Origin of the sequence: Helicobacter trogontum (genome assembly GCF_000765905.2) — a bacterium.
Lineage (GTDB): Bacteria > Campylobacterota > Campylobacteria > Campylobacterales > Helicobacteraceae > Helicobacter_A > Helicobacter_A trogontum.
In genome coordinates this window covers 19,000-42,628 of sequence record NZ_JRPL02000005.1, presented here as the reverse complement: position 1 = coordinate 42,628, position 23,629 = coordinate 19,000, and the positions used below count along the sequence as shown (strand labels likewise).

Genomic DNA, 23,629 nt, shown 5'->3' with positions numbered 1-23,629 from the left:
TAAACTAGCCAATACAGAAAGGTATCTATGAATCACAAAAGTAATACACAAGACTCCATGATAAATCCTATACAAGAATTAGATATGCAAATACCACAAACATATCACGAAGTATTAATTGATGTAGAGTGTAAACAGCAATTTTTACAAGATATTATCATGCAAGGCATTGCTGATATTATTTTGGAGCATGGTGATGGAGTGGAATTTATAGACAATGTCGTAGTAACACAAGAATGCAATGAGTATAATGCTTAGTGTATGGAAAGCTTTGTGCAAAACAAGTTTCTTATTCTATTATTTTTTATATTTATCCAATGTATGCAAGCTGTCCCACTTTTGCCTTTTGTTCAGGCAAAGGCAGATATTAGTGAGGATAAAGTCGGTTGGGAGGTGGATCTCAATCGTATTGCCCTCAATTTTACGCAGAGTTCACTAACTAATCAAAGTCTTTACACAAGCTTTTCTGATAGCAATTTAAAAGGGAGCTCTCAACTTGGTTTGCAGTTCTTTTTTACTTTAAATGGTAATTTTTATGCACCAAGATTTGTAGTGTTTAATACTGCGTATGCAGAATATGGTTTTACGCAAATTACACAGACAGATCAAAGTGTTGTTATCAACAAAAGCCTTGATAAAATGTTATTTTCAACAGATTATACACAAAGGATGTGGGATTTTGACTGGGGTTTTGAAGTGTTTGAGATGGGTCCTTACATGCGGGTTTCTTACCAAACAGAGTTTAACCCAACGCCAAGCGTAGGGCGTAGGCATATCATAAACTACATGGTAGGAGCAAAGCTTTTTGATGGTAGATATGTTAAGAATCTTTATTTTGATTTCTTTGGCGAACATGATCTTAACCCTATGACAAGGCTTAATGGTACAGGTTTGGAGGTAGGTATATCACTTGAATATAGTTTAAATAAGTATGTCAAATGGACATATACAATGAACTATAAAAAATACATATTTAATGCAGAAGATTCTAAAATATCGCCTGATTATCAGCTCTTGCTTGAGACGCGTATTGATGCAAAGTTATTTAGAAGCTTAAGTGTTGCACCACTTTTGCGTTATTATATGCTTAAGGCAGATAATATAGAATTACCCGCATCAAACTTTATGGTTGGGGTATCACTAAATTTTGGAAAAGTATTGCTTCCACCACGGCAGGTATTAAAAGATTATGAATTTGTGTATTAAGTTTTTTGTGATATACAAGCGAGATACATCGCCCTATTGGCGATTTTATGCTTTAATTGTAACTTAATTATTTTATGAGGATTGGTTTCATGGATAATGTAGGGCTTGATAATAATGATGAGCTACTAACACTTTTAGAGCAATATAGTACACAAAAGAGATTCTATGGCAAGGCTTATCCTAAAATTCCATTTGTATTTTCACACAATGAAAGAGATTTTATTGTAGAAGAAGTCCCACTCTATCCTTTTAGTAATACAGGGGAACACAGAATCTTAAAGCTTAGAAAAAAGAATCTAGGCACATTGGAGTGCGTAAAGATGATCGCACAGGCTTTAAATATTAAAGAAAGAGATGTTGGCTATGCTGGATTGAAAGATAAAAATGCACTCACCTATCAATACATATCAATTCCAGATAAAGCATTTCTTATAAATGAAAATAATCTACATAAGATAGAGCAAATAAAAATCATAGAATCTTGCTTACATAATAATAAAATAAAAACAGGACATTTACAAGGTAATAAATTTTTTATCCGCTTAAAAAAGGTTACACCGCAAAATTTTGAACGAATTAAAGACGAGGCAAGTTTAGCAGAAAAACATGGCTTCCCTAATTTTTTTGGTTATCAGAGGTTTGGTAATTTTGGTGATAATTACATGCAAGCATTGCAGATTAAAAAACCACCAAACAAACAGAATTCCCTTCAACAGCTTCTTATTTCAAGTCTGCAAAGCGTATGTTTTAACTTGTGGCTTGAAGAGCGGTTAAAAATAAGCAATATTATGCAAAATTTTAGCCTTAAAGATTCTATGTATGCACTCTCACATATGTATAATATATCCATGAATAGAGAAGTTTTTGAGATTTTACATACACAAACATTACCATTGACGCCGCTCATAGGCGATGTGTGTATGCATTATCCACATGGAAAGTTTTTCTATTTTGGTGATAAAAAAGCAAATGATTCTCAAGATGTGGATCTTGCTAGACTCTTGCTAAGTGATACTGAGCGGCTAAAAAATGGAAGCATTGGTATTACAGGATTATTAAGTGGTATGAGTTGTAAAAAGGTGCTAGAATGTGGTAGAAAAGAAAAATTGCAAACTTTAGATTCTATGCAACCTAGCAAATCTAAGAATGATCAAAATAGGGTGAGATTGGCAAAACAAGATGCATTTATAATAGAGCAAAAATTTACCTATCCAATTATGGCAAATGGTACAAGACGATATGCTTGGGTGTATCCCACGGATTTAAATATTAAGTATAATGCAGAAAAAGCACAGGTTGAAATAGCTTTTACATTACCAAGCGGTGCGTATGCGACAAGTTTTTTATCATATATAAAAAATGGCGATGTGCGTGAATTCTAAAAAAGGGATTATATGGAATCTTTATATATTATCAATGCTTGTTACATCTGTATTATTATATGTTTACTCATTGTGCTTTTTTTATACCGAAAAAAAATAAGAGCTTTACGTATAAAAGAAGCATTGAATGAACAAGCTGCTTTGCTTACAAATAAACATTTTGAGGAAAAAATGCAAGATATGCAGCATACACTTATGCTAAATAAAAATGAATATCTTACACAATTAGAGCTTATTAAAAAAGAGTATGCACTAAATTTAGCAAATGCTTTGCAAGAGCAAGAAAAAACTCTACAGCTACAATACGCGCAAAAGCAAGAACTTATGCAAGAGATATTACAAACAAATCAAGAAAAACATTCTGCACTAATGACACAAAGATTTTATGAGATAAGTGAGCAACTTTTAGAAGAGAAAAATCGCCAATTTCAAGAAAAACAAACAGATAGTTTAAAGCCACTCTGTGATGAAATTATGAGATTCAAAACCGAGATAGCACAACACACAAAGGAGAATCACGAGCGAAACATCGCTTTGAACGCAGAAATTAAGCATCTAAGAGAAGCAAGTTTGCAAATCTCTGCAGATGCAAACAATCTTGCAAATGCAATGCGTGGGGATTCTAAGCTACAGGGACAATGGGGAGAGGTGATCTTAGAACGATTGCTTGAAACTAGTGGATTGCAAAAAGGTAGAGAATATTATACGCAAGTGCATGTGAAAAATGAGGCAAAAGAAATACTTCGACCAGATGTTGTGATACAGCTGCCTAATAATCGTTTTGTAGTTGTGGATTCTAAAGTGAGCTTAAAAGCATATGAGCAGTTTTTTAATGCAAAAGATTCAAAAGAAACATATCTACAAGCACATCTTGAGAGTGTTAAAAATCATATCAAAAGCTTATCGATTAAACAATATCAGCATTACATTGAAGGGGGGCAGCTTGATTTTGTCATTATGTTTATGCCGCTGGAGGGTGCATATAGTGCGGTCTTGCAGCATAATATGCAATTATTTTTAGATTCATACAACAAAGGGATTATTCTTGCTGCTCCGACAACTCTTATGGTAATTTTAAGACTTATTCATCATATTTGGAGCAATGAGGCAAAGGATAAAAACATCACAAAGATTCTACAGGAATGCGTAAAGCTTATTAAAAAATTTGATGGTTTTACAGAAAGTATGGAAAAAATAAATCGTGCTTTAGAAACTGCACAAAATGCATATGAAAAAGCAGAGATACAGGTAAAAGGACGCGGTTCTCTTGGTAGTTATATTAGAAATCTTGATACCTATATGTCTCAAATTACAATTGACACAAAATCACAAATGCACACAACCAATAATAAAGGATTAGAAGCAGAAAAAGATGATAATATGCTAAATATTTCACAGCATGAACAAATTGCATTATAGTTATTAACTTTTACCCTAATCATCATTTTCTTAATATAATCTATATACATTGACATGGGTGGGGGAGGGCGATAAGAGACTTGGTTTAACCCTCATCTCTTTCTTGCATAAGTTCTAAATTTATAGATAAAAATAAAATAAATTGCTATCATATATAATAACACGCAGAGAAAAGATAGCTTTGAGCTAGTTTTTATTTTTTCAAAGAAGATAAAAGCAGGGAAATTTTTTCATAAAATGTAGTTTAAAATTTGTTTGCTTATGCACCTAGACATTTTAGAGTCTAATCTTCAATAAGTTAGGATATAATAGTGTTGATAGGCTCAAGGATATTTATGCTTTTTGGTATTACAATATCAAGAAAATTTTGTAAAATATATTACACAAAGATTTAAACTTTCATCAATAAAAAAGGGAAATTATGCGTTTTTCAACATTTTTTGCACCAACACTTAAAGAAGCACCAAAAGATGCAGTATTAAAAAGTCACATATATTTACTTAGAGCTGGTTTCATTCATCAAATAGGGAGTGGTATTTACAATTTTTTGCCATTAGCACAAATTGTAATGGAAAAAATTAAAACTATAGTCAGACAAGAGATGAATCAAGCAGGTGCGAATGAAATTACTATGGGTTTTTTAACACCAACAAATCTTTGGGAGCAGAGTGGACGCTATGAAAAATATAGCGAATTAGCTCTTTTTACTGATAAAAAGGGGGCTAGCTTCGTGCTTGGTCCAACTCATGAAGAATGTGTAACAGAAATCGCAAAGACATATATTAAGAGCTACAAGCAGCTACCGCTTAATCTTTATCAAATCCATTTAAAGTTTAGAGATGAATTGCGTCCTAGATTTGGACTTTTGCGTGCAAGGGAATTTGTCATGAAGGATGCCTATAGCTTTCATGATTCTTTAGAATCTTTAAACAAAGAGTTTTTAAACATGCGTGATACGTATGTAAGGATTTTTGAACGTTTAGGGCTTGATTTCCGTATCGTTGAGGCGGATTCTGGTGCAATTGGTGGGAGTGGTAGCCGTGAATTTATGGTGCTTGCTGAATGTGGTGAAGATACAATTGTAACTTGTAGTCAATGTGATTATGCTTCAAATATTGAAGCTGCTGTACGTAAGCCAAAGGTGTGTGATGAGGTTGCCCCACAGGCTACAAGTAACTATCATAAATTTGAAACACCAAATGTAAAAACTATTGATGATTTAAGTGAATTTTTTAAAGTCAATCCATTTTATCTTATGAAAGCTGTTGTAAAAAAAGTAGTTTTTAAAGATAGTGTTGATATTGCTATATTTTTTATGCGTGGTAAAGATATGCTAGAGGATACAAAGGCGTTAAATGCACTTCAAGCAATTGATTCTGATGTGCTTGATATAATTGATGCAGATACTCCGTTTTTAGAATCCTATGGGCTACCACAAGGTTCTATCGGTCCTATACATTTACGTGCTTTGACGAATTCTCGTTTTATTGTTTTTGACAAAGAATTGGAGAATGGTGAAGATTTGATATGTGGTGCAAATGAGCATGGGTATCATTACGTTGGTGTGCAGTTGGAGGAATTTAATGATATATATTATCATGATTTAGTTGCTGTGCAAGAGGGTGATCTGTGTGCTAAATGTGGTGCAACTCTGCGTTATAGTAAGGGGATAGAAGTAGGACATATTTTTAAGTTAGAAGATAAGTATTCAAAACCTATGCAGGCTACATTTCTTGATTCTAATGGCTCTAGTAAGCCTTTTACCATGGGATGCTATGGACTTGGTGTAAGTAGACTTTTATCAGCCATTTTGGAGCAAAAAGCAGATGAAAAAGGTTGTGTATGGGGAGCTGTTGCACCTTTTAAACTTGACATTATTGTATCAAATGTAAAAAATGAAGATGAGATGACATTTGCTACTACGCTTTATAAGCAATTACAGGAGAGGGGCGTTGAGGTTATACTTGATGATAGAAACGAGAGATTTGGAAGTAAAATTGCTGATTTTGAGTTGATAGGTTTTGAGTATGCTTTGATTGTGGGTAAGAAACTTGCTGACAATAAATTAGAATTAGTGAAACGAGATGGACTCATAAAGACAGAACATGGGAGCACAGATATTTTAGAAACTCTGTTGGAAATCTTATAGCTATGCTTATAAGATGTAAAGAATTATGAGGCCAAATAACTTGGCAAGATAGTTTTGCATCATTGATATTAGGGAGTTAAACCTAATTATTTCAGTCTGTTTAATATTGTCTCTAATAGTAATAACTATATTTATGTAAAAACAAATACCTATCCAAATCTTCCTGAAATATAATCTTGTGTCTTTTTGTTCTTTGGTTTTGAAAATATTTTTTCAGTGTCATCAAATTCTATCACTTCACCAAGTAAAAAGAACGCGGTCTTATCAGCTATACGCATAGCTTGCTGCATATTATGTGTAACGATTATAATTGTATATTCTTTTTTGAGTTTATTGATGAGTTCTTCTATCTTTAATGTTGAGATGGGATCAAGTGCACTTGTAGGTTCATCCATCAAGATTACTTCAGGATTTACCGCCAACGTTCTTGCAATACAAAGTCTTTGTTGCTGCCCACCACTAAGGCTTAGGGCAGATTGCTTTAACCTATCCTTAAGATCACCCCATAAACCAACATCCTTTAGGCATTCTTCTACAATAGAATCTAGCTGATCTTTATGTTTTATTCCATGTGTTTTTGGACCAAATACTATATTATCATAAATGCTCATGGGAAATGGATTTGGCTTTTGAAATACCATGCCCACTTTTTTACGCAATATATTTACATCATACTTCTTATAGATATTAACTTCATCTAATAAAATTTTGCCCTTAATTTTGCAACCTTCCACTAAATCATTCATGCGATTAAGGCTTTTAAGAAAGGTTGATTTACCACAACCACTAGGTCCAATAAAAGCGGTCACTTTACCTTTTAGAATCTGCATATTAATATCTTTTAATGCGTGAAAATCATTATAATACAAATTCATATCTTTAATATTAAAACATACTTTTTTATCCATTTTTATGCCTTTGTAAGAGTTTTTGCTATGTAATTTGATAAAAGATTGATCATCAATACAATCACAATGAGAATCATAGCCGTGCTATATGCTTCGTTAATATGATGACCTTCATTTGAGATTAAATACATGTGCATACTTAGTGTTCTGCCAGAATCAAATAATCCAGAAACTTGTGCAAATCCACCAAATGTATAGAGTAGTGCCGCACTTTCTCCAACAATCTTTCCAATGCTAAGGATAATACCTGCTAAGATTCCTGATGTAGCAGCAGGTAAAATAATAGAAAAAATTGTTCTAAGTTTGCCTGCCCCAAGAGCCAAGCTTGCTTCTCTATACATTAAGGGGACAGATCTTAACGCCTCTTGTGCACTACGCAAGATTACAGGTAAAATCATAATGGTAATAGTAAGACTACCTGCTAAAAAGCTAAACTTTAACTGAAAAAACACAACAAATGCAAGAAAGCCAAAAAGCCCATATACGATTGATGGAATACCAACAAGGGTTTCAGCTGCAGTTGTTATTATAACAATAAGTTTATTTTTGCTGCTACTGTATTCTGTGAGAAAAATTGCTCCAAAGATTCCAAGAGGCATAGCAATAGCAAGAGAAAAAAGTATCATATTGATAGTATTTATAATAGCTGGCATCATAGAGACATTTTCGCTATTGTATTCCCATTCAAAGAGGCTAGGTGTAAGATGAATCACACCTTTCATAAATATAAAACCAATTAAAATACAAAATATTGCAAGTGTGCTATATATTGAAAGCCTCATACACCAAAACAATAGACTAGAAAGTCCATCTTTTTTCATTCGTATCCTTTATAAAATCTAGAAATTTCATTTGAAAGTGTATGAAATGTATGTAAAATCGCAAATCTAAATTGTAAAATATTTGTAAATTATGTTACTGCTGTAGGCTGTTTGGTTTAGCAGGCATACTTTGATTGACTTGATTTGAAAATATGCGTTTTATTATACTTGACATCAGATTTTGTTTTTGTGAATATTTAGGTTATGAAAGAGCTAATTTTATGCAATCATATATAATTAGGCATAAAATGAACAGAAATAGCATATAATTTCGGTTTGTCTTTTATAGATTCTAGATTGTTTTTAGGAGTTATAATGCAATTACATAGGATTCTCATATGTTCTGCATTCTGTTTTTCAGCACTTTATGCAAGGCAAAATGAGATTACAATAATGGATCAAGAATATAAAGATACAGAACCTGTGATAAAGCAAGATAATGGTGTATTTTTACATGGTGGCTTAGAAATATTTAATAAAACTGCATTTAGCACGAAACAGGCTTTGCCAAATAATAGTTATGGCTATGCATTGGGACAATTAAGTGTAGGGTATAAATATAACGATTTTCAGATTATGGTAGGAGCGGTTGCTGCTGGACTGACATATGATTCTACAAAAGGTTTGGCATATAATTATGTAGGTGCATATCCTGGCTATCTTAATGATAGAGAGGCAAATGCTGATAATACTCGCAATATTTTTGTGCACAATGCTTATATATACTATCAAACAGATTCTATAAATGTGAAAGCAGGAAGATTTGAGCAAGAAGATGATGATTGGTTTGATAGTTATGCTGAGGGTATCAATGCAATATTTAGATTTGCAAATCATTTTCATGTTAAGATTTTTGGCTCGAGCACGGTTGCACTTGTAGGGAATGGTTGGCTTACAGATTTTAGTACTCTTTACTCTACCTATGGAATTGTTAATGCTGAAGTTGGCTATAATAATGAGTTCCTAGATACAAAAGCCTATGTGTATTATGGTGCAAAAGAATATGTTGCGCCTGGATTTAGTATTAGTGCAGAATTTGGCAATAAAGAGAGTATTAGTTATACCACAAAACTTAGTGCACTTTTCCCTATACATAGCCAAAGTATTATTGATTTGGATAATTATTTTTTCTCAAGTTTTAAAGATCCTACAGGTTTTACCTCAAGCATTTTGGTGCGACAGGATATTGATTTTTATGATACATACAAACTAGCACTTGGAATCTATAAAAATATTGGTAATGCGAATGCGCGCATGGGTATGTTTGGTAACCCTATTGGCATAGATATTTGGGATAATAGTGTGTATAGCACAGGTGCATCTCTTAATGCTTCCGTGGCACCTGATGCACTTAGTGTGCTGCTTTTTACTGAGGCTAGATATGAGAATCTGGCAAAATATGTTCAATCTTTATCATTTGGGCTTAATGGGCGTTATACAACTGCTCCTAGTGCAATAGAATATTCATTAAAGTTTATTGTTGATTGGCAGATTATAGATACTGTGAATTTGGGCTTGATTGCAAATTACTATACGCATGTTATGCAAAGTGATGCGTGGAATGAATCAGATATTGCGCTAACAGGTCGAAATATACTTGATCGAAGTTATCTTATGTCATCTATAACCTATGCGTTTTAGTTTTTTTACTCTTTTTCCAGATTTGATTATGCCTTATTTTGGGCAAAGTATCATGCGGCATGCTGTTTGTAATCAAAAGATTAAGGTAGAATGCATTAATATCCGTGATTTTGCGTTGGATAAACATAAAAAAGTTGACAATGCACTTATTGGCGGTGGAGCTGGCATGTTGCTTGATCCATTTGTTCTTGATTGTGCTCTACAGCAGGCTGAAAATTCACGTATTATATTTCTTAGTCCCTGCGGTGCAAAATTTGGTCATAAGGATTCTGTGCGTCTTAGTAAATATAGTCATATTAGCTTTGTTTGTGGACGATACGAAGGGTTTGATGAACGCATTATTGAGTTGTATGCTACAGAAATCTTTAGTATAGGTGATTTTATATTGAGTGGCGGAGAGTTAGCGGCATTGTGCATGGCAGATTCGATTGCTAGACATATACATGGTGTGCTTGGCAATGAGCTTTCTTTGCAAGGTGAAAGTTTTGAGTCTAACTTGCTTGAAGCACCAAATTTTACAAAATCAAAGCAGTTTGTTGAAAAAAATAAAAAAAATTTACCAACTTCTGCTTATTTAAATGGAAATCACGCTATAATAAGCGATTTAAAACTTACCATGTCTAAGATGAAAACGCAATATTTTAGACCGGATTTATTAATATCATAAGTGAGGAAGTCATGAAAAATCGATATATCGAGCAGTTTGAAAAAACACAACTTGAAAATAGATCTGCGCCGCAGTTCAAAGCGGGCGATACTTTGCGTGTTGGAATTAAGATAAAAGAGGGTGATAAAACAAGGGTGCAAAACTTTGAGGGTATATGTATAGCAATACGTGGTAATGGCGTTGATAGGACTTTTACTGTGCGTAAAATGGGTGCTAATAATATAGGTGTTGAAAAGATTTTTCCACTCTATAGCGATAGTTTAGAAAAAATAGAAGTGTTGCGTGTTGGGCGAGTTCGCCGTGCAAAGTTGTATTATTTGCGTAACAGACGAGGTAAGGCAGCAAGGATTAAGGAATTAAAGAAAAAGATTGGATAAGTCTTTAGTGCCTTACCTCTACATATCTAATGCTATTTGATATATAGAGGCGGCTACGATTTTGTAAGGCTTTAAAAAAGTCCTAGATAAAATCTCTTGGTAGATACGTTTTACTTGCTATAGCAATATTTATTCAAGGATTTGTTGTGATACTAAACTTCTGACATTTCAAGGTTTTGTTGTTGTATCTTGTGATTGTAATGACAATTCCTCATTTTTAGATCAAAGAATCAGATTCTACAATCTTATCAGTCCATGATATGAATCAAGAGCATATTGTTTTGTATATCTCATGTTATGGTGATAGTGTGAGGTAGCTTTTGCATAAATCCTAGCTATTGCGTAGTTTGGTTTATCATGAATATATTCTGCTAGATAAAGAAATAGGTCGTGGTTGTAACATAAGCATAAAAACAAAGTGTCAAAAACATCAAATGACATAATACTTAAATCTTTTACAGCTTTAATTTTCTTAAATAAAAATTGCTAAGCTATTGCGATCCCCCTACCTCTTAGCGTTATGCCTTATACTTATAAATAGCTTGATTCTGGGCTAAGTCAACTTGTCATACATTACTCATTAAATGATTTGATTGTCTACTGGGATATCAAGATTTTAAGCAAGATTCTATAATCAATATAGTATATTTACACCTAAGTGAAGTCAAAGTTTTTATCTATCTATTGCATTTTTTACATAAAGACGACCTATTTAATATGTGATAAGCAAACTTAAGATAATTAGGCAATATAAGAAGAAGATAATTCCTATCATTAAAGCAAAGTATGTTAAAATTAGTCACATTAGAGAAAGCAAATAATATATAATTAAAAGGTTAGATATGGAATCTTGTGATTTTAAGGCAATTTTTATGCAGACTTTACGTGATGAAGGGAATGCTCTTCTAGCGTATGATGGAGACTTGAGTGATTTAGATTCTATTATAAGACATATCTTAAGCATGAAAGGCAAACTCGTGCTTATAGGTGTAGGCAAAAGTGGGCTAATTGCACAAAAGATTTCAGCGACACTCTCAAGCACAGGCACTCCGAGTATTTTTTTGCATCCTACAGAGGCTATGCATGGTGATTTAGGTGTATTGCAAAAAGATGATTGTGTATTGGCAATTAGCTATAGTGGTGAGAGTGAAGAAATTGTGGCAATCCTGCCTCATATTAGACGCATGGGATTGCCTATCATAACTATGTCAAAGTCAAAAAAATCGCGTATGTCCATGCTTGGTGATTATTTTTTACCAATAATGATAGAAAGAGAAGCATGTCCCATACAAACTGCCCCTACGACTTCAACCACACTTACACTTGCTTTAGGCGATTCTCTTGCAATATGTCTTATGAGGGCTAGGGATTTTAGTAAAAATGACTTTGCAAACTTCCATCCAGGTGGAAGCTTAGGGCGTATGCTCTTTATCAAAGTGAGCGATATTATGCAAACACGAGAACTCCCTTTGCTTGATGTTGTAATGAGTCTACGTGATGCAATTAGCGTTATGACAAATGGACGTTTGGGAAATGCGTTTTTTGTTGATTCAGATCATAAATTACTCGGCGTGTTAAGTGATGGTGATTTAAGAAGGGCTATGTTTGATAAAGATTTTAGTTTGCAATCCATCGCGTTTTCGTATGCTACAAAAAATCCAAAGGTACTTTATGGTAGTGATATGCTTGCCTTTGATGCACTAAAAATTATTGAGGATTCTAAAATCCAAATATTACCTATTTTGACAAAAGATGGAGTGTTGGAGGGTGTCATTCATATGCATGATTTAATCCAAGCAGGCTTTTGTAGGTGATATGTGTTTAGCGTTGAATTAAAGAATGAATAAAAGTTGTTAATTTGATATATACCACCTACTTATTTAAGCAAGTCTTTAAGTAAGCCCTATCTAGAAATTGTGCATAAAACATATTATGTTGTGTATTTAAATGTTTGAATTTTAAATTAAATATTGCACAATTCTACTCTTTGCTATTTATAAGGAAGAATGTATGTAATTTATTATAACTCCCCTAACACTTGGAAGCATTTAGAATTCAGATTGAATTATGAGAATTACATCACTTATATCCAAATTTTGTGATACTAAGGAATTTTTAAAAGTGTGTTTTTAAGATTTTTGCTCTATAAAAGAGTAAATATATCTCATTGTAAATATCTGTTGTATGAAATTTCTTATGCTATACGCAATCGATGTAAGATTGTATTTGGCTTTAACTTGATGCCTTATTTTTGTATTGCCTTTAATGCTTGAAATTCAATTTATAACAAAGATCATATATGAAGGCACACCAACTAATTTCTTCTTGTATGCGGATGGATAAATTAACAACGTATTAAAATTATTCCTTAAGTTGTTGCTCTATCTCTGTTTGTATTTCATCTTTCCGCGTTTGCTCGATATTGTTAGATGATGACAAAATTTCATCTTGCTTTTTCTCTGGGTTTACAAACTTCAGGATAATAATAGCAACACCATATAACACGACCATGGGCAATGCAAGTAGTAATTGCGAGATAACATCTGGCGGCGTTACAATAGCAGCAACAACAAATATGGCTACAACAGCATAGCGAAATGATCGTTTTAGTGTATTATCTGTGATAAGTCCTATTTTACCCAAGAAAAAAGCCATAACAGGCAATTCAAATACAAAGCCAAATGCAAGCATAATACGAATGAAAAATGATAAATATTCATCACTTGCTATATTTGCTTCAACCACCTCATTTCCAAACGCAAGGACATAACGAATAATAAGCGGAAATACAATTTCATAGCAAAAAAACAATCCTAAGGCAAACATAAAGCTGCCAAAGAATACAAATGGTAAAATAAGCTTTTTTTCATGTTTATATAAACCTGGTGCAACAAAAAGCCACAACTGCCAAAATACAATTGGTACAGAAATTACAAAGGCTGCAAAAAAGCTGACTTTAATTGCCACAAAAAGATATTCTGCTGGAGCAACTTGTATAAGCTTTCCTTTGATACCACTAGCAAACGCATTTGAAATTGGCGTTTGCACCCATGTAAAAATCTCTTCATGAAATGAAAAACATGCCACGAAGCAAATCACAATGCTCAAGAGAGAAAGCATGAGTCGCTTTCGCAAGTCCTGTAAATGTGGTCTTAACTCTTCAAACATATATATACCCCAATTATTTTATACTCGTTGCGATATTATAACCAGTGAAATTGATTTTTGACATACACAACTTATTCCTTATATTAAGAGTATAAAGTTGTGCTGCACAGCATCTTGTGTCACAAAATATTGTGTGAGGATAAGATTGTGTTAATACATGATTAGACATGCTTTGCCTTATTTGAGGTTTCTATTTCATTGGTATTTTGTAAAACACCAGGAGTCTCATGTGTGTTATGTATAGATTCTGCATTACTAGTTGGTGTCAAATCATCACTGTGATGATAGTTTTTAGATTCTGTTTCTGTATTGTTTGTTTGCGTGTCAAGTTGAATTGGTTTTGGATTATAGTCTTTAAATAAATGCTGTATGTCATTCATATCTTTTTGTATTTCATTTACAAGGTCTGCATCCTTAATTTCCTTGCTAATATCGACACTATGTTCTAGCTTCTCTTTGTAGGCTTGCGCTTCTTTTTTAATCTCAGCTAGATTAACTTCTCTATCAATCGTGTCTTTTGCATCTTGCATCGTCTTTTTTACAACACGCACAAACCGTGCCATTTCAATAAGTGCATTTGGTAGTTTATCAGGTCCTAGCACAATGATAGCAACCACTACTATAAGAATAATTTCACCAATTCCAAATCCTAACAAGAATACCCCTTTACACGCTATGCTATCGTTGCATGTCTTCTAATACGCCTTGCACTTCGTGGACTGAGGTCTTTGTTGTTGCAAAGAATACTTCAACACGATTGTTTGCACGACGATTTACTTCACTTGTGTTTGGGACGATAGGATTATACTGCCCATAGGAAGTAAAGGAAAGCCTAGCAGGATCAACTCCTCTGCCCATTAGATACTCCATAACGTTTGATGCTCTAGCAGCTGCAAGCTCATAATTATTACGGTAACCTGTTGGACTTGAGTTGTCCGTATAGCCCCTGATATTTACCATAACTTCTGGTGGCATTTTTGCAATTGCTGTTGCAAGTAAATCAAGCTCTATTTTTCTATCTTGATTCACAAGGTCTGCTGTACCCGGTTCAAATAAAATATCTGATGGAAGTCTAAGAGTTGTTCCTTGTTCAATTTGTTCTAATAAACCACCATCTTGTATAAGATTTGATAGTTGTGTAATGGTTACAACCGTCGTTGGTGAATTAAGATTTGTAGAAGTATTTTTTAACGTATCTTTTGTTTCCTGCCTAACTGTCCCAGGATCTGGTGGAATAATCATTACAGGCATGGTGCGTTCTGGCATAGGTGTTGCATCAAAAATGGTAATAAAAGCTTCTGTAACAGCTTTCACTCTTGAGGTGTTTGCTGCTGAAATTGCATAAAGTGCAATAAAAAGTGCAAGTAGGAGCGAAAGGAAGTCTGCGTATGGAACCGCCCACTTCTCTCCAGCTGGACATTCTTCACATTTACATTTTTTTGCCATTTTCTATTCCTTAATCTATCTTAACTGCATGAAGCAATACATTATCATAGCTACATGCAACCACAGGATTGGATATGTAGCCACACAGATTCCATATACTCCAATCAAATCTATTTACTATCACATTGTTGCTTATACTATTCAAATTGTGATATTTTTGGTTCACCTGGTGGGATAAATCCTAGAAGTTTTGCTTCAAGATTTCTTGGGTTATCTCCATTTGCAATACCCACAACTGCTTCTAATATCATCACTTTTTCAATGATAATATCATGTGATTTTGCTTTCATCTTTTGACCACATGGACCAAAAATCGCGTATGCACCCATAATCCCTGTAACTGTCGCTGTAAAAGCACCACCAATACCAGCTGCCATAGCCGCTGGGTTATCAAGTAAGGTAAGTGCAAGGATTAGACCACACACCGCACCAACAAGCCCCATCGTAGGACATGTTTCACCAAATTGAATCCAATAATGTGCCGCACTATGATAATAGTGTTCTAATTGCTCAATCTGAATCTCCATGTCTTCACGCACATCTTTTGCTTCCCGTCCATCAATAATCATTGACATCGCTTCGCGTGTGAAGTCATCTTCCAGTTGTGACACTCTTGATTCAAGTGTTAAAAGTCCGTTTTTACGTGCTTCTGAACTAAACTCTACCATTTGCCTAATAGTATTATTCATATTTACTTTTGGATTCACAAAAACAATCTTTAGTTCCTTAAAGGCTGCTTTTACCGCATGTGCATGTGTGGCTGTCATCGCACACATTGCCGCGGTCGGAATCACGATGATAACGGAGCTTAAATGCACTAAATGCACTGGATTTCCACCCTCGAGTATATCTCCAACAGAAAGGCTTGTGATTGCCAATATAATACCTAAAATACTTGTTAAATCCATACCTATCCTCTCTTAATAGTTAGATGTAAACTAAGCAAACTGTATGCCAGCTTTGCAGTTTTATTTAATACCTTATTTTGTCTCGTTTTACTCATGGTACGCTTTTAACTCCTTAATTCCATTTTCTTTGGAGCATACACGACAATCAGGGTTTTTATGAATTGCTACTTTTCTAAAATTCATGGTCTTAATATCCATTGTTAGCAGTGTGTTAGTGAGTAGCTCACCAAGGTTTAGTATATATTTGATTGCTTCACTTGCTTGTATGCAACCTATGATACCAGGAACAACACCAAAAAGCCCTGCCCGAAATATTGCATTAAGTTCTTTTGCAGGTGGTTCATCAAATGCACATGCAAAACATGCACTTTCATGTGGTAAAATTGTCATAGTTTGTCCACGATATTTTAAAACACCTGCATGACTAAATGGCTTATTGAGTAACACACAAGCATCATTGATAAGAAATTTACCTGCAAAATTATCAGTAGCATCAATAATAAAGTCGTAATTTTGCATAATTGGCAAAGCATTATTTGTTGTGAGTTTTTCAAAATAAGTATCAATTCTTACATTTGGATTCAAATTCTTCATTTTTACTTGTGCTGATGAAATTTTAGCTTTGCCTATATCTGAAGTTGCATGTATAATCTGTCTTTGCAAATTACTCACTTCAACAATATCATAGTCTAATATTCCTATGCGACCAATGCCAGCAGCTGCTAAATATAAACACACAGGTGAGCCTAATCCCCCAGCACCAATCACTAGGACTTTTGCATTATCAAGCTTCTTTTGTCCCTCTTCCCCAACATCTTCAAGCATTAAATGCCTTAGATACCGCTCTTTTAATACTTCTTCTTGTTCCATCTTATACCTACCAAATTATTATTATGCGATATGCTTTATCCATATGGGTATATTATATGATTCTGCAAATATTGAAGTATCTTCGCCATGCCCTGGATGGATAGGTAAGTCTTCTTTGATTTGCAAAAACCGCTCCAAAGATTCTTTCATATCGTTACTATTTGAATATGGAAAGTCATATCGTCCGATACTTCTTTGAAAAACAAAATCACCGCTAAAAATATGTCCACACACCTCTATGATGCTGCAACCAGGCGTATGACCAGGAAAATGCCAATATTTCACATCAACACCATTTATATTGAGACATACAACATTTTTATTGTTATCCACATATGTATCTGCTTTACATGGTGTTAGTCCTAAATTAAAGCAATCTGACTCCAGCATGAAAGAATCCTGAACAGGACAATATACTTTTGCTTGTGTCTTCTCTTGCAGCTTAGAAGTATCCCAAATATGATCAAAGTGTCCATGTGTAATAAGGATTGCTTGCAAGTTTGTAGTATTTCTTAAAACCCAATCTGTCGCACCATAACCTGGATCTACTACGAACTCAAAACCATTGAATTGCAATATATAAGCATTTGTTTGATATTCTCCAAACGCACATTTGTGAATCTTCATAACCATAACCTTCTGAAAAATGCACCCAAGATTCTATATACACATAGTCTGTATAATTATTTTACTAAAACCTCAAATATTCTAGCATAAACTTCTTTAACTCTCAATAAAAAACTTCATAAGTAAAATATTACTGCATTTTTTTACGTTTATTGGCAAGTTTTGCAAGGTAAGTACAGGCATCAGCATTTTGCAGATAACATGCTTTCGTATAGTATTGCATAGCCTTTGCTATATCCTCGTTTATATCTTGTGTGACACCGCGTTCATAGATTATTCCAAGGTTGAGACATGCAGCAGGATAACTGCCTTCGCATGCTTGATTAAAATACTGAATTGCTTGTGCATAATCACTTGTTGTTTTTGCGTAATTGTAGCGTAATACACCAAGATTAAAACATGCTACATTATCACCCATATTACAGCTCCTACCATAGTAGTTTTGTGCCTGCATGAGGTTTGCACTCTGTTTGTCTTTATCTTCTAAATTCCCACTATATATGACGCCTAGATTTTGACATGCTTCTTTATTTCCAGCTTGACATGATTTTACATAAAGCTCTATTGCTCTATTATGTTCCCTTTTTGCGTTTTCTTCATCTCTTTTTTCTTTGTCTTTTTGTGCCTTTGTGGTATGCTCATAGAACGCAAGATTATTGCATGCATCATAGTTGCCGCCATTGCATGCTTTTGTGTAAAATGCCATCATCGCATTGTAATATTCTGCTTTTTTCCTCTTTTGATCTGATTGAAAAAATTTCCTATTGGAATCTAGATTATCAAGTAACTTACCCTGCACAATCCCAGCAGACAAACATGCAATATAATTATTTTGTTCGCAAAGTCTTGCAAATGTGGATAAAGCAGCCTCTAAATCACCTCTTTTATAGAGATTATATGCATAATCATAGTCAACTTGTGCATTATATTGATCATTGTAATATGAACTTTGTCCATGATAGTTTGATTTATAGTGAGAATCTCCTTGTCCCCAGTAGCTTTTTGCATACATAACCCCAAAGAGCGATAATATAGCAATGATAAACACTATAAAGGACTTTTTCATCATATTTACTCCCAAATAATTGATTTTTGCATGAAATTATATTAGTATTTCATGATTTTAGAGAAAAACTTTACAATAGTATCGAGGAAACTTTGAAAAATTTTATTATTTTTGTCTTAATTGGATTTTTTTTATCCGCTTGTTCTCCATACGATACACAAATTAAGAGAGAATACGATACACAACATTACACGCAAACCTATAAAACTTTACAAAAAGCCACGAAGAATAAGTCCAATGATTGGCTTTTGTGGAAAATGCAATCTGGTTTTCTTACGTTCTCATATTTTGGTGCACATTTTAGTATTGATGATTTAGAGCAGGCAGAAGTGCAGTTTAAGATTTATGAAGAAAAAGGTTTGCTATCTAGTGTGGGTGAAAACGTGGGTGCAACTTTGAGTAATGATATGGCAATGCCCTATCATGGTATGATTTTTGAAGGAGCATTATTAAACTTTTATAAAGCCCTTGCATTCTCTAGTTTAGGGGATAATGTGCAAGCAAGGATTGAGTTTAACCGAGCAAATGATAGGCAGAGAAGAGCAAAGGAATATTATAGCAAAGAGATAAAAAAGGCACATGATGAGACAATAAAAGAAGCAAATGAGGAAGCAAAAAGCACGTTTTATGAAACAAACACAAAAGATTCTGAATTGAATAATATTTTGAATACAAAATATACAAATTTGGGGCAGTTCGCAGTATATAAAGATATGATAAACCCACTTATACCTTATGTTTCTGGTTTGTATTTTATGATTGAAAAAGATTTTACTAAATCTATTGATTTATTAAAGGAATCCTATGGTATTAGCAAAGCCCAGCTTGTAGCAAGAGATATGCAACTCCTAGAATCTCGTAAAGGTAAAGTAGAATATCCTAAATTTACTTGGGTTATCATTGAAGATGGGAGTTTGGCACGAAAAAAAGAATTAACAATCTCACAACCACTTGTAACTGGTAATGGTATAAATGCGATAAATTTAGCCTTACCAGACTTTGTCAATGGAAAACCTACATATAGTGCCTACAAAATAAATGCCACAGATGCAGATTTGATAAGTAATGTTAGTAATCTTTTTGCGAGTGAATTTGAAAAACAACTTCCATCAATAATTACTCGTGCCATAGTTGGAGCATTGGTGAAGTTTGGTATTACATCAGCACTTAGTGCGGCTGGTAACGAATATGGTGCGATTATTGGACTTGCAAGTGCCCTAGCTTTTCGTGCTACCACTGCTGCTGACTTACGTTCAAGTATTGTTTTATCAGATAGTGTATGGATAGCTAGAATCCCCAATACAGAATCTAGCATAAAGGTTTATGGTAATAACGATATGCTGTTGGAGATTCCAATAACTAAAGAATGCAATGCTAGGGTAGCTAGAATAGCAAGTAAAGATCAGTTGGATACACTCATTAAAGCAAAGCCTAAAGATGTCTCTGCTAGAATCAAATTTTTCAAACGATATTATGAAAATGGCAATGAAGATAGATTGTGCGTCCTAACGGATAATATTATGTATTTGCGTGTGCATCGCGGCACAGTAGCTCATACTGTTATTAAAGGAGATTAAATGTATAAATGGACGAAAGCTGTAGTGATAGGCATTACAGCTATTGGCATAATTGGTTGTGGCGGTAAGGTAAGCTATGTTGATACACAAGATTCGGCAGAATATACGAGTGTAGGTATAGATTATCATGATATTGAGGCGGCAGTGCATAAAAGTGTGCAAAGTCTTTTGAATAGCGAATATGTGTTAGGTCTAGAAAACAAACAAGTGCTTGCTATCTCTGATGTAATTAATGATACTATGCAACAAGTTGATGTGCGAGAGCTAACAGGCAAAGTAGCAAGAGCTATGCGTAAGAGTGGAAAATTTCAACTTACAAATGCGATCAGTGGTAGTGGTGGCACAACTGACAATATGATTTATAATACGAGAAATTTAAGAGAGAATGATGAATTTAATCAATATACAACAACAGAAAAAGGCACACTGATTGCTCCAAACCTTTCTCTGTCAGGTGTTATTGTACAAAGAAATACGAGAGTAGGTAAAAAACAAAGAGTAGATTATTCATTTACCTTAACGCTTACAAATATAAAAACGGGTATGGTAGAGTGGGATGAAAATACACATATTATAAAAGTAGCCCCAAATAGTAAAGTATCGTGGTAGATTCTCAAATCATATCGTGTAATTTTTTATATGCTTTGAGTGAAATTTTATTAAAGATACTCAAAGCAAAATTTCTTCAGAAAGTAACTTGCAGTTAGATTCTATACAAATACAAATAAAACCTTTGCAAAATATCTCTAGATAATTTTTAAATTGTAAAACTTTTTATGTAAAAAAAGTTGATTATATAGAAGTTTATTAAAGAAAGCGAAAGAAGCAGTTTTTCAAGAAAAAGGTGTCAAAAAGATAATATAAGATTGGAAACTTACCATAAAATCAACATAATATAAAATATATTGCTAATTGTTTGCCTTATAAGGTAATACTTAACTGGCGTTTGCGATTATTTTTTAGTTATAAAGGAATACCGATGAGATTGACCCCCAGAGAGTTAGATAAAATGATGCTGCATTATGCTGGCACATTAGCGAAGAGTCGTAAGGAAAAAGGCATAAAGTTAAATTATGTAGAATCTGTTGCCTATATTTCCATGGAGATTATGGAATATGCACGAGAAGGTAAAAAAAGCGTCGCTGAACTGATGCAGTTAGGTCGAACACTTTTAAAAGCAGATGATGTAATGGAAGGTGTGGCAAGTATGATTCATGATGTGCAAATTGAGGCGAGTTTTCCTGATGGCACCAAGCTTGTTACAATCCACAATCCTATTGAAGATGATGGCAAACTTAATCCGGGTGAGTTTATCTTAAGAAATGAAGAAATTGTGCTGAACGCCAATAAAGATTCCATAAGTATTAAAGTCACAAATAAAGGTGATAGACCTATACAAGTAGGCTCACATTTCCACTTTTTTGAAACAAATAAACTTTTGGTTTTCGATAGAGAAAAGGCTTATGGCAAAAGGCTTGATATTGCATCTGGTACATCTGTAAGATTTGAGCCAGGAGAAACTAAAAGCGTAAATCTTGTTAGCTTTGGTGGTAATCAAAGATTGCATGGTTTTAATGATTTAGTTGATGGGCAAATAAGCGAGGCAAATAAAGAGCAGGCTTTGAAAAATGCAAAAAGTAGAGGTTTTATAAACTAGGTTTAGAGTTAGAGAAAGGAAAGACATGATAAAAATAAAAAGACAAGAATACGTTTCTATGTATGGACCAACAACTGGTGATAAAATAAGATTAGGTGATACAGAACTTTTTGCAGAGATTGAAAAAGATTATGCGGTATATGGAGAAGAGATTAAGTTTGGGGGCGGAAAAACAATAAGAGATGGTATGGCACAATCTGTAAGCGATAGTGAGAATGAATTAGATACTGTAATTACAAATGCAGTCATTATTGATTACACTGGAATCTATAAAGCAGACATTGGTATAAAAAATGGAAAAATTGCAGGTATCGGAAAAGCTGGAAATAAAGATACACAAGATGGCGTGTGTGATAAGCTTATTGTTGGTGCAAATACAGAAGCCATCGCTGGTGAGGGATTGATAGTTACTGCAGGTGGTATTGATACACATATACATTTTATCTCACCCACGCAGGTTCCAACTGCATTATACAGCGGTATTACAACGATGATTGGTGGTGGGACTGGTCCTGCCGCTGGTACAAGTGCTACAACTTGTACACCAGGTAGTTGGCATATACGCGAAATGATTAGAGCAACACAACAATATGCTATGAACTTTGGCTTTTTTGGCAAGGGTAATAGCTCAAATGAGAAGGCATTGAGTGAACAAGTAGAAGCTGGAGCGTTGGGATTAAAAATCCATGAAGATTGGGGTTCGACACCTGCAGCAATTAATCATGCATTAAAGATTGCAGATAGATACGATGTTCAAGTTGCTATCCATACTGATACGCTCAATGAGGCTGGTTGTATGGAAGATACGCTAGAAGCTATTAATGGACGCACAATCCATACATTCCATACAGAAGGCGCAGGCGGTGGACATGCTCCCGACATTATTAAAGCGGCAGGAGAGTTAAATGTATTACCTGCTTCAACAAATCCTACAATACCCTTTACAAAGAATACAGCTGATGAACATTTAGATATGCTTATGGTATGTCATCATTTAGACAAAAATATTAAAGAGGATGTAGCATTTGCAGATTCTAGAATCCGACCTGAAACGATCGCAGCAGAAGATACTCTCCATGATATGGGAATCTTTTCTATCACGAGCTCTGATTCACAAGCTATGGGTCGAGTTGGCGAAGTGATTATGAGGACTTGGCAAACTGCGGATAAATGTAAACGAGAATTTGGTGCATTAAAGGAAGAAGAAGGCAAAAATGATAATTTTAGAATCAAACGTTACATCGCAAAATATACAATAAATCCTGCTATAGCACACGGCATTGCAGATTATGTTGGTTCTGTTGAAACAGATAAAATTGCGGATTTGGTGCTTTGGAAGCCTAGTATGTTTGGAGTGAAGCCCGAAATGATTATTAAAAATGGTATGATTGTTGCGGCAAAAATGGGTGATAGTAACGCATCAATCCCAACTCCACAACCTGTGGTTTATACAGATATGTTTGGTAGTATTGGCAGTGCAAAATATGATTGTGGCTTTACATTTGTGTCAAAGGTTGCTTTTGATTCTAATATCAAAGAAAAATATGGTATAGAGAGAAATGTTTTGCCAGTCAAAAATTGTAGAAATATCACAAAAAGAGATATGAAACATAATGATGTTGTAGAAAAAATAGAAGTAGATTCTGAAACCTATGAAGTCAGAGTGAGAGGAGAAAAAATCACTTCAAAACCAATTGATAAAGTGTCCTTAGGACAACTTTACACTCTTTTTTAACAAGG

The 23,629-nt window shown here is 34.2% G+C and carries 22 protein-coding genes; 13 read left to right on the top strand and 9 right to left on the bottom strand.

Translation table 11 applies throughout. From position 1 onward, the window contains the following. The first annotated feature begins 27 nt into the window (after positions 1-27). The 5 genes from LS81_RS03415 to LS81_RS03395 all read left to right on the top strand — a co-directional run bounded on the left by LS81_RS03415 (position 28) and on the right by LS81_RS03395 (position 6,156). Entirely contained in the window at positions 28-258 is a 231-nt protein-coding gene (locus LS81_RS03415) for a hypothetical protein (protein WP_034345279.1), read from the top strand. 3 nt (positions 259-261) lie between these two features. Continuing rightward, on the top strand, positions 262-1,206 hold the full coding sequence (locus LS81_RS03410) for a hypothetical protein (RefSeq protein ID WP_052096485.1): 945 nt from the start codon (positions 262-264) through the stop codon (positions 1,204-1,206). 89 nt (positions 1,207-1,295) lie between these two features. Further along, positions 1,296-2,588 carry a tRNA pseudouridine(13) synthase TruD gene (truD, locus tag LS81_RS03405; RefSeq protein ID WP_052096484.1) on the top strand — a complete coding sequence of 431 codons (1,293 nt, stop codon included), beginning with the start codon at positions 1,296-1,298 and terminating at the stop codon, positions 2,586-2,588. Between the two features lie 12 nt (positions 2,589-2,600). Beyond that, the gene (locus LS81_RS03400) at positions 2,601-4,007 is read left to right on the top strand and encodes a DNA recombination protein RmuC (RefSeq protein ID WP_034345275.1); all 1,407 of its coding nucleotides are present in this window, start codon (positions 2,601-2,603) and stop codon (positions 4,005-4,007) included. A gap of 421 nt (positions 4,008-4,428) precedes the next feature. Next, positions 4,429-6,156 carry a proline--tRNA ligase gene (locus LS81_RS03395; protein ID WP_034345273.1) on the top strand — a complete coding sequence of 576 codons (1,728 nt, stop codon included), beginning with the start codon at positions 4,429-4,431 and terminating at the stop codon, positions 6,154-6,156. Positions 6,157-6,305: 149 nt separating this feature from the next. Here the strand turns inward: LS81_RS03395 and pstB are convergent, their stop codons facing one another. Then, positions 6,306-7,064 (bottom strand): phosphate ABC transporter ATP-binding protein PstB, encoded by a 759-nt coding sequence (gene pstB / locus LS81_RS03390; RefSeq protein WP_034345271.1) that lies wholly within the window; start codon positions 7,062-7,064, stop codon positions 6,306-6,308. A gap of 2 nt (positions 7,065-7,066) precedes the next feature. Then, positions 7,067-7,885 (bottom strand): phosphate ABC transporter permease PstA, encoded by an 819-nt coding sequence (gene pstA / locus LS81_RS03385; RefSeq protein ID WP_034345269.1) that lies wholly within the window; start codon positions 7,883-7,885, stop codon positions 7,067-7,069. 315 nt (positions 7,886-8,200) lie between these two features. Here pstA and LS81_RS03380 point away from each other — a divergent pair, with 315 nt between their 5' ends. The 4 genes from LS81_RS03380 to LS81_RS03365 all read left to right on the top strand — a co-directional run bounded on the left by LS81_RS03380 (position 8,201) and on the right by LS81_RS03365 (position 12,384). Next, positions 8,201-9,526, top strand: coding sequence for an outer membrane family protein (locus tag LS81_RS03380; protein WP_034345267.1), 1,326 nt, complete (start codon positions 8,201-8,203; stop codon positions 9,524-9,526). Then, positions 9,516-10,193, top strand: coding sequence for a tRNA (guanosine(37)-N1)-methyltransferase TrmD (trmD, locus tag LS81_RS03375; protein WP_034345266.1), 678 nt, complete (start codon positions 9,516-9,518; stop codon positions 10,191-10,193). The genes LS81_RS03380 and trmD overlap by 11 nt, the downstream gene beginning before the upstream one ends. An 11-nt stretch (positions 10,194-10,204) precedes the next feature. Then, positions 10,205-10,570 (top strand): 50S ribosomal protein L19, encoded by a 366-nt coding sequence (gene rplS / locus LS81_RS03370; protein WP_034318911.1) that lies wholly within the window; start codon positions 10,205-10,207, stop codon positions 10,568-10,570. An 842-nt stretch (positions 10,571-11,412) separates the two neighbouring features. Further along, entirely contained in the window at positions 11,413-12,384 is a 972-nt protein-coding gene (locus LS81_RS03365; protein ID WP_034345265.1) for a KpsF/GutQ family sugar-phosphate isomerase, read from the top strand. Positions 12,385-12,931: 547 nt separating this feature from the next. Here the strand turns inward: LS81_RS03365 and tatC are convergent. The 7 genes from tatC to LS81_RS03330 all read right to left on the bottom strand — a co-directional run bounded on the left by tatC (position 12,932) and on the right by LS81_RS03330 (position 18,658). Beyond that, a complete protein-coding gene (tatC, locus tag LS81_RS03360; protein ID WP_034345264.1) occupies positions 12,932-13,738 on the bottom strand; it encodes a twin-arginine translocase subunit TatC in 807 nt (268 codons plus the stop codon). Positions 13,739-13,899: 161 nt separating this feature from the next. Further along, on the bottom strand, positions 13,900-14,394 hold the full coding sequence (gene tatB, locus LS81_RS03355) for a Sec-independent protein translocase protein TatB (RefSeq protein ID WP_081955893.1): 495 nt from the start codon (positions 14,392-14,394) through the stop codon (positions 13,900-13,902). A 22-nt stretch (positions 14,395-14,416) separates the two neighbouring features. Further along, complete coding sequence (gene motB / locus LS81_RS03350) at positions 14,417-15,184, bottom strand: flagellar motor protein MotB (RefSeq protein WP_034318849.1); 768 nt, start codon at positions 15,182-15,184, stop codon at positions 14,417-14,419. 137 nt (positions 15,185-15,321) lie between these two features. Beyond that, positions 15,322-16,092 carry a flagellar motor stator protein MotA gene (motA, locus tag LS81_RS03345; protein ID WP_034318846.1) on the bottom strand — a complete coding sequence of 257 codons (771 nt, stop codon included), beginning with the start codon at positions 16,090-16,092 and terminating at the stop codon, positions 15,322-15,324. 87 nt (positions 16,093-16,179) lie between these two features. Continuing rightward, positions 16,180-16,962, bottom strand: coding sequence for a HesA/MoeB/ThiF family protein (locus LS81_RS03340; protein WP_034345262.1), 783 nt, complete (start codon positions 16,960-16,962; stop codon positions 16,180-16,182). 21 nt (positions 16,963-16,983) lie between these two features. Next, a complete protein-coding gene (locus tag LS81_RS03335; protein WP_034345260.1) occupies positions 16,984-17,589 on the bottom strand; it encodes an MBL fold metallo-hydrolase in 606 nt (201 codons plus the stop codon). A gap of 130 nt (positions 17,590-17,719) precedes the next feature. Further along, entirely contained in the window at positions 17,720-18,658 is a 939-nt protein-coding gene (locus tag LS81_RS03330) for a tetratricopeptide repeat protein (RefSeq protein ID WP_034345257.1), read from the bottom strand. Positions 18,659-18,747: 89 nt separating this feature from the next. Between LS81_RS03330 and LS81_RS03325 the strand changes: the two genes are divergently transcribed. The 4 genes from LS81_RS03325 (at position 18,748) to ureB (ending at position 23,624) form a co-directional block, all read left to right on the top strand. Then, complete coding sequence (locus LS81_RS03325) at positions 18,748-20,232, top strand: COG3014 family protein (protein ID WP_034345251.1); 1,485 nt, start codon at positions 18,748-18,750, stop codon at positions 20,230-20,232. Next, positions 20,233-20,841 carry a penicillin-binding protein activator LpoB gene (lpoB, locus tag LS81_RS03320; protein WP_034318827.1) on the top strand — a complete coding sequence of 203 codons (609 nt, stop codon included), beginning with the start codon at positions 20,233-20,235 and terminating at the stop codon, positions 20,839-20,841. Positions 20,842-21,211: 370 nt separating this feature from the next. Then, positions 21,212-21,889, top strand: a complete 678-nt coding sequence (ureA, locus tag LS81_RS03315; RefSeq protein ID WP_034345249.1) for an urease subunit alpha — start codon at positions 21,212-21,214, stop codon at positions 21,887-21,889. A gap of 25 nt (positions 21,890-21,914) precedes the next feature. Further along, positions 21,915-23,624 carry an urease subunit beta gene (ureB, locus tag LS81_RS03310; protein ID WP_034345247.1) on the top strand — a complete coding sequence of 570 codons (1,710 nt, stop codon included), beginning with the start codon at positions 21,915-21,917 and terminating at the stop codon, positions 23,622-23,624. Positions 23,625-23,629: the final 5 nt, after the last annotated feature.

What these genes read in the sequence shown, in the direction of transcription:
- LS81_RS03395 (WP_034345273.1), top strand. Translation starts at nt 4,429, where the DNA reads ATGCGTTTTTCAACATTTTTTGCACCAACACTTAAAGAAGCACCAAAA.
- ureA (WP_034345249.1), top strand. Translation starts at nt 21,212, where the DNA reads ATGAGATTGACCCCCAGAGAGTTAGATAAAATGATGCTGCATTATGCT.
- rplS (WP_034318911.1), top strand. Translation starts at nt 10,205, where the DNA reads ATGAAAAATCGATATATCGAGCAGTTTGAAAAAACACAACTTGAAAAT.
- LS81_RS03415 (WP_034345279.1), top strand. Translation starts at nt 28, where the DNA reads ATGAATCACAAAAGTAATACACAAGACTCCATGATAAATCCTATACAA.
- tatC (WP_034345264.1), bottom strand. Translation starts at nt 13,738, where the DNA reads ATGTTTGAAGAGTTAAGACCACATTTACAGGACTTGCGAAAGCGACTC.
- LS81_RS03400 (WP_034345275.1), top strand. Translation starts at nt 2,601, where the DNA reads ATGGAATCTTTATATATTATCAATGCTTGTTACATCTGTATTATTATA.
- truD (WP_052096484.1), top strand. Translation starts at nt 1,296, where the DNA reads ATGGATAATGTAGGGCTTGATAATAATGATGAGCTACTAACACTTTTA.
- trmD (WP_034345266.1), top strand. Translation starts at nt 9,516, where the DNA reads ATGCGTTTTAGTTTTTTTACTCTTTTTCCAGATTTGATTATGCCTTAT.
- lpoB (WP_034318827.1), top strand. Translation starts at nt 20,233, where the DNA reads ATGTATAAATGGACGAAAGCTGTAGTGATAGGCATTACAGCTATTGGC.
- LS81_RS03365 (WP_034345265.1), top strand. Translation starts at nt 11,413, where the DNA reads ATGGAATCTTGTGATTTTAAGGCAATTTTTATGCAGACTTTACGTGAT.
- motA (WP_034318846.1), bottom strand. Translation starts at nt 16,092, where the DNA reads ATGGATTTAACAAGTATTTTAGGTATTATATTGGCAATCACAAGCCTT.
- LS81_RS03335 (WP_034345260.1), bottom strand. Translation starts at nt 17,589, where the DNA reads ATGAAGATTCACAAATGTGCGTTTGGAGAATATCAAACAAATGCTTAT.
- motB (WP_034318849.1), bottom strand. Translation starts at nt 15,184, where the DNA reads ATGGCAAAAAAATGTAAATGTGAAGAATGTCCAGCTGGAGAGAAGTGG.
- pstB (WP_034345271.1), bottom strand. Translation starts at nt 7,064, where the DNA reads ATGGATAAAAAAGTATGTTTTAATATTAAAGATATGAATTTGTATTAT.
- pstA (WP_034345269.1), bottom strand. Translation starts at nt 7,885, where the DNA reads ATGAAAAAAGATGGACTTTCTAGTCTATTGTTTTGGTGTATGAGGCTT.
- ureB (WP_034345247.1), top strand. Translation starts at nt 21,915, where the DNA reads ATGATAAAAATAAAAAGACAAGAATACGTTTCTATGTATGGACCAACA.
- LS81_RS03380 (WP_034345267.1), top strand. Translation starts at nt 8,201, where the DNA reads ATGCAATTACATAGGATTCTCATATGTTCTGCATTCTGTTTTTCAGCA.
- LS81_RS03410 (WP_052096485.1), top strand. Translation starts at nt 262, where the DNA reads ATGGAAAGCTTTGTGCAAAACAAGTTTCTTATTCTATTATTTTTTATA.
- LS81_RS03330 (WP_034345257.1), bottom strand. Translation starts at nt 18,658, where the DNA reads ATGATGAAAAAGTCCTTTATAGTGTTTATCATTGCTATATTATCGCTC.
- LS81_RS03340 (WP_034345262.1), bottom strand. Translation starts at nt 16,962, where the DNA reads ATGGAACAAGAAGAAGTATTAAAAGAGCGGTATCTAAGGCATTTAATG.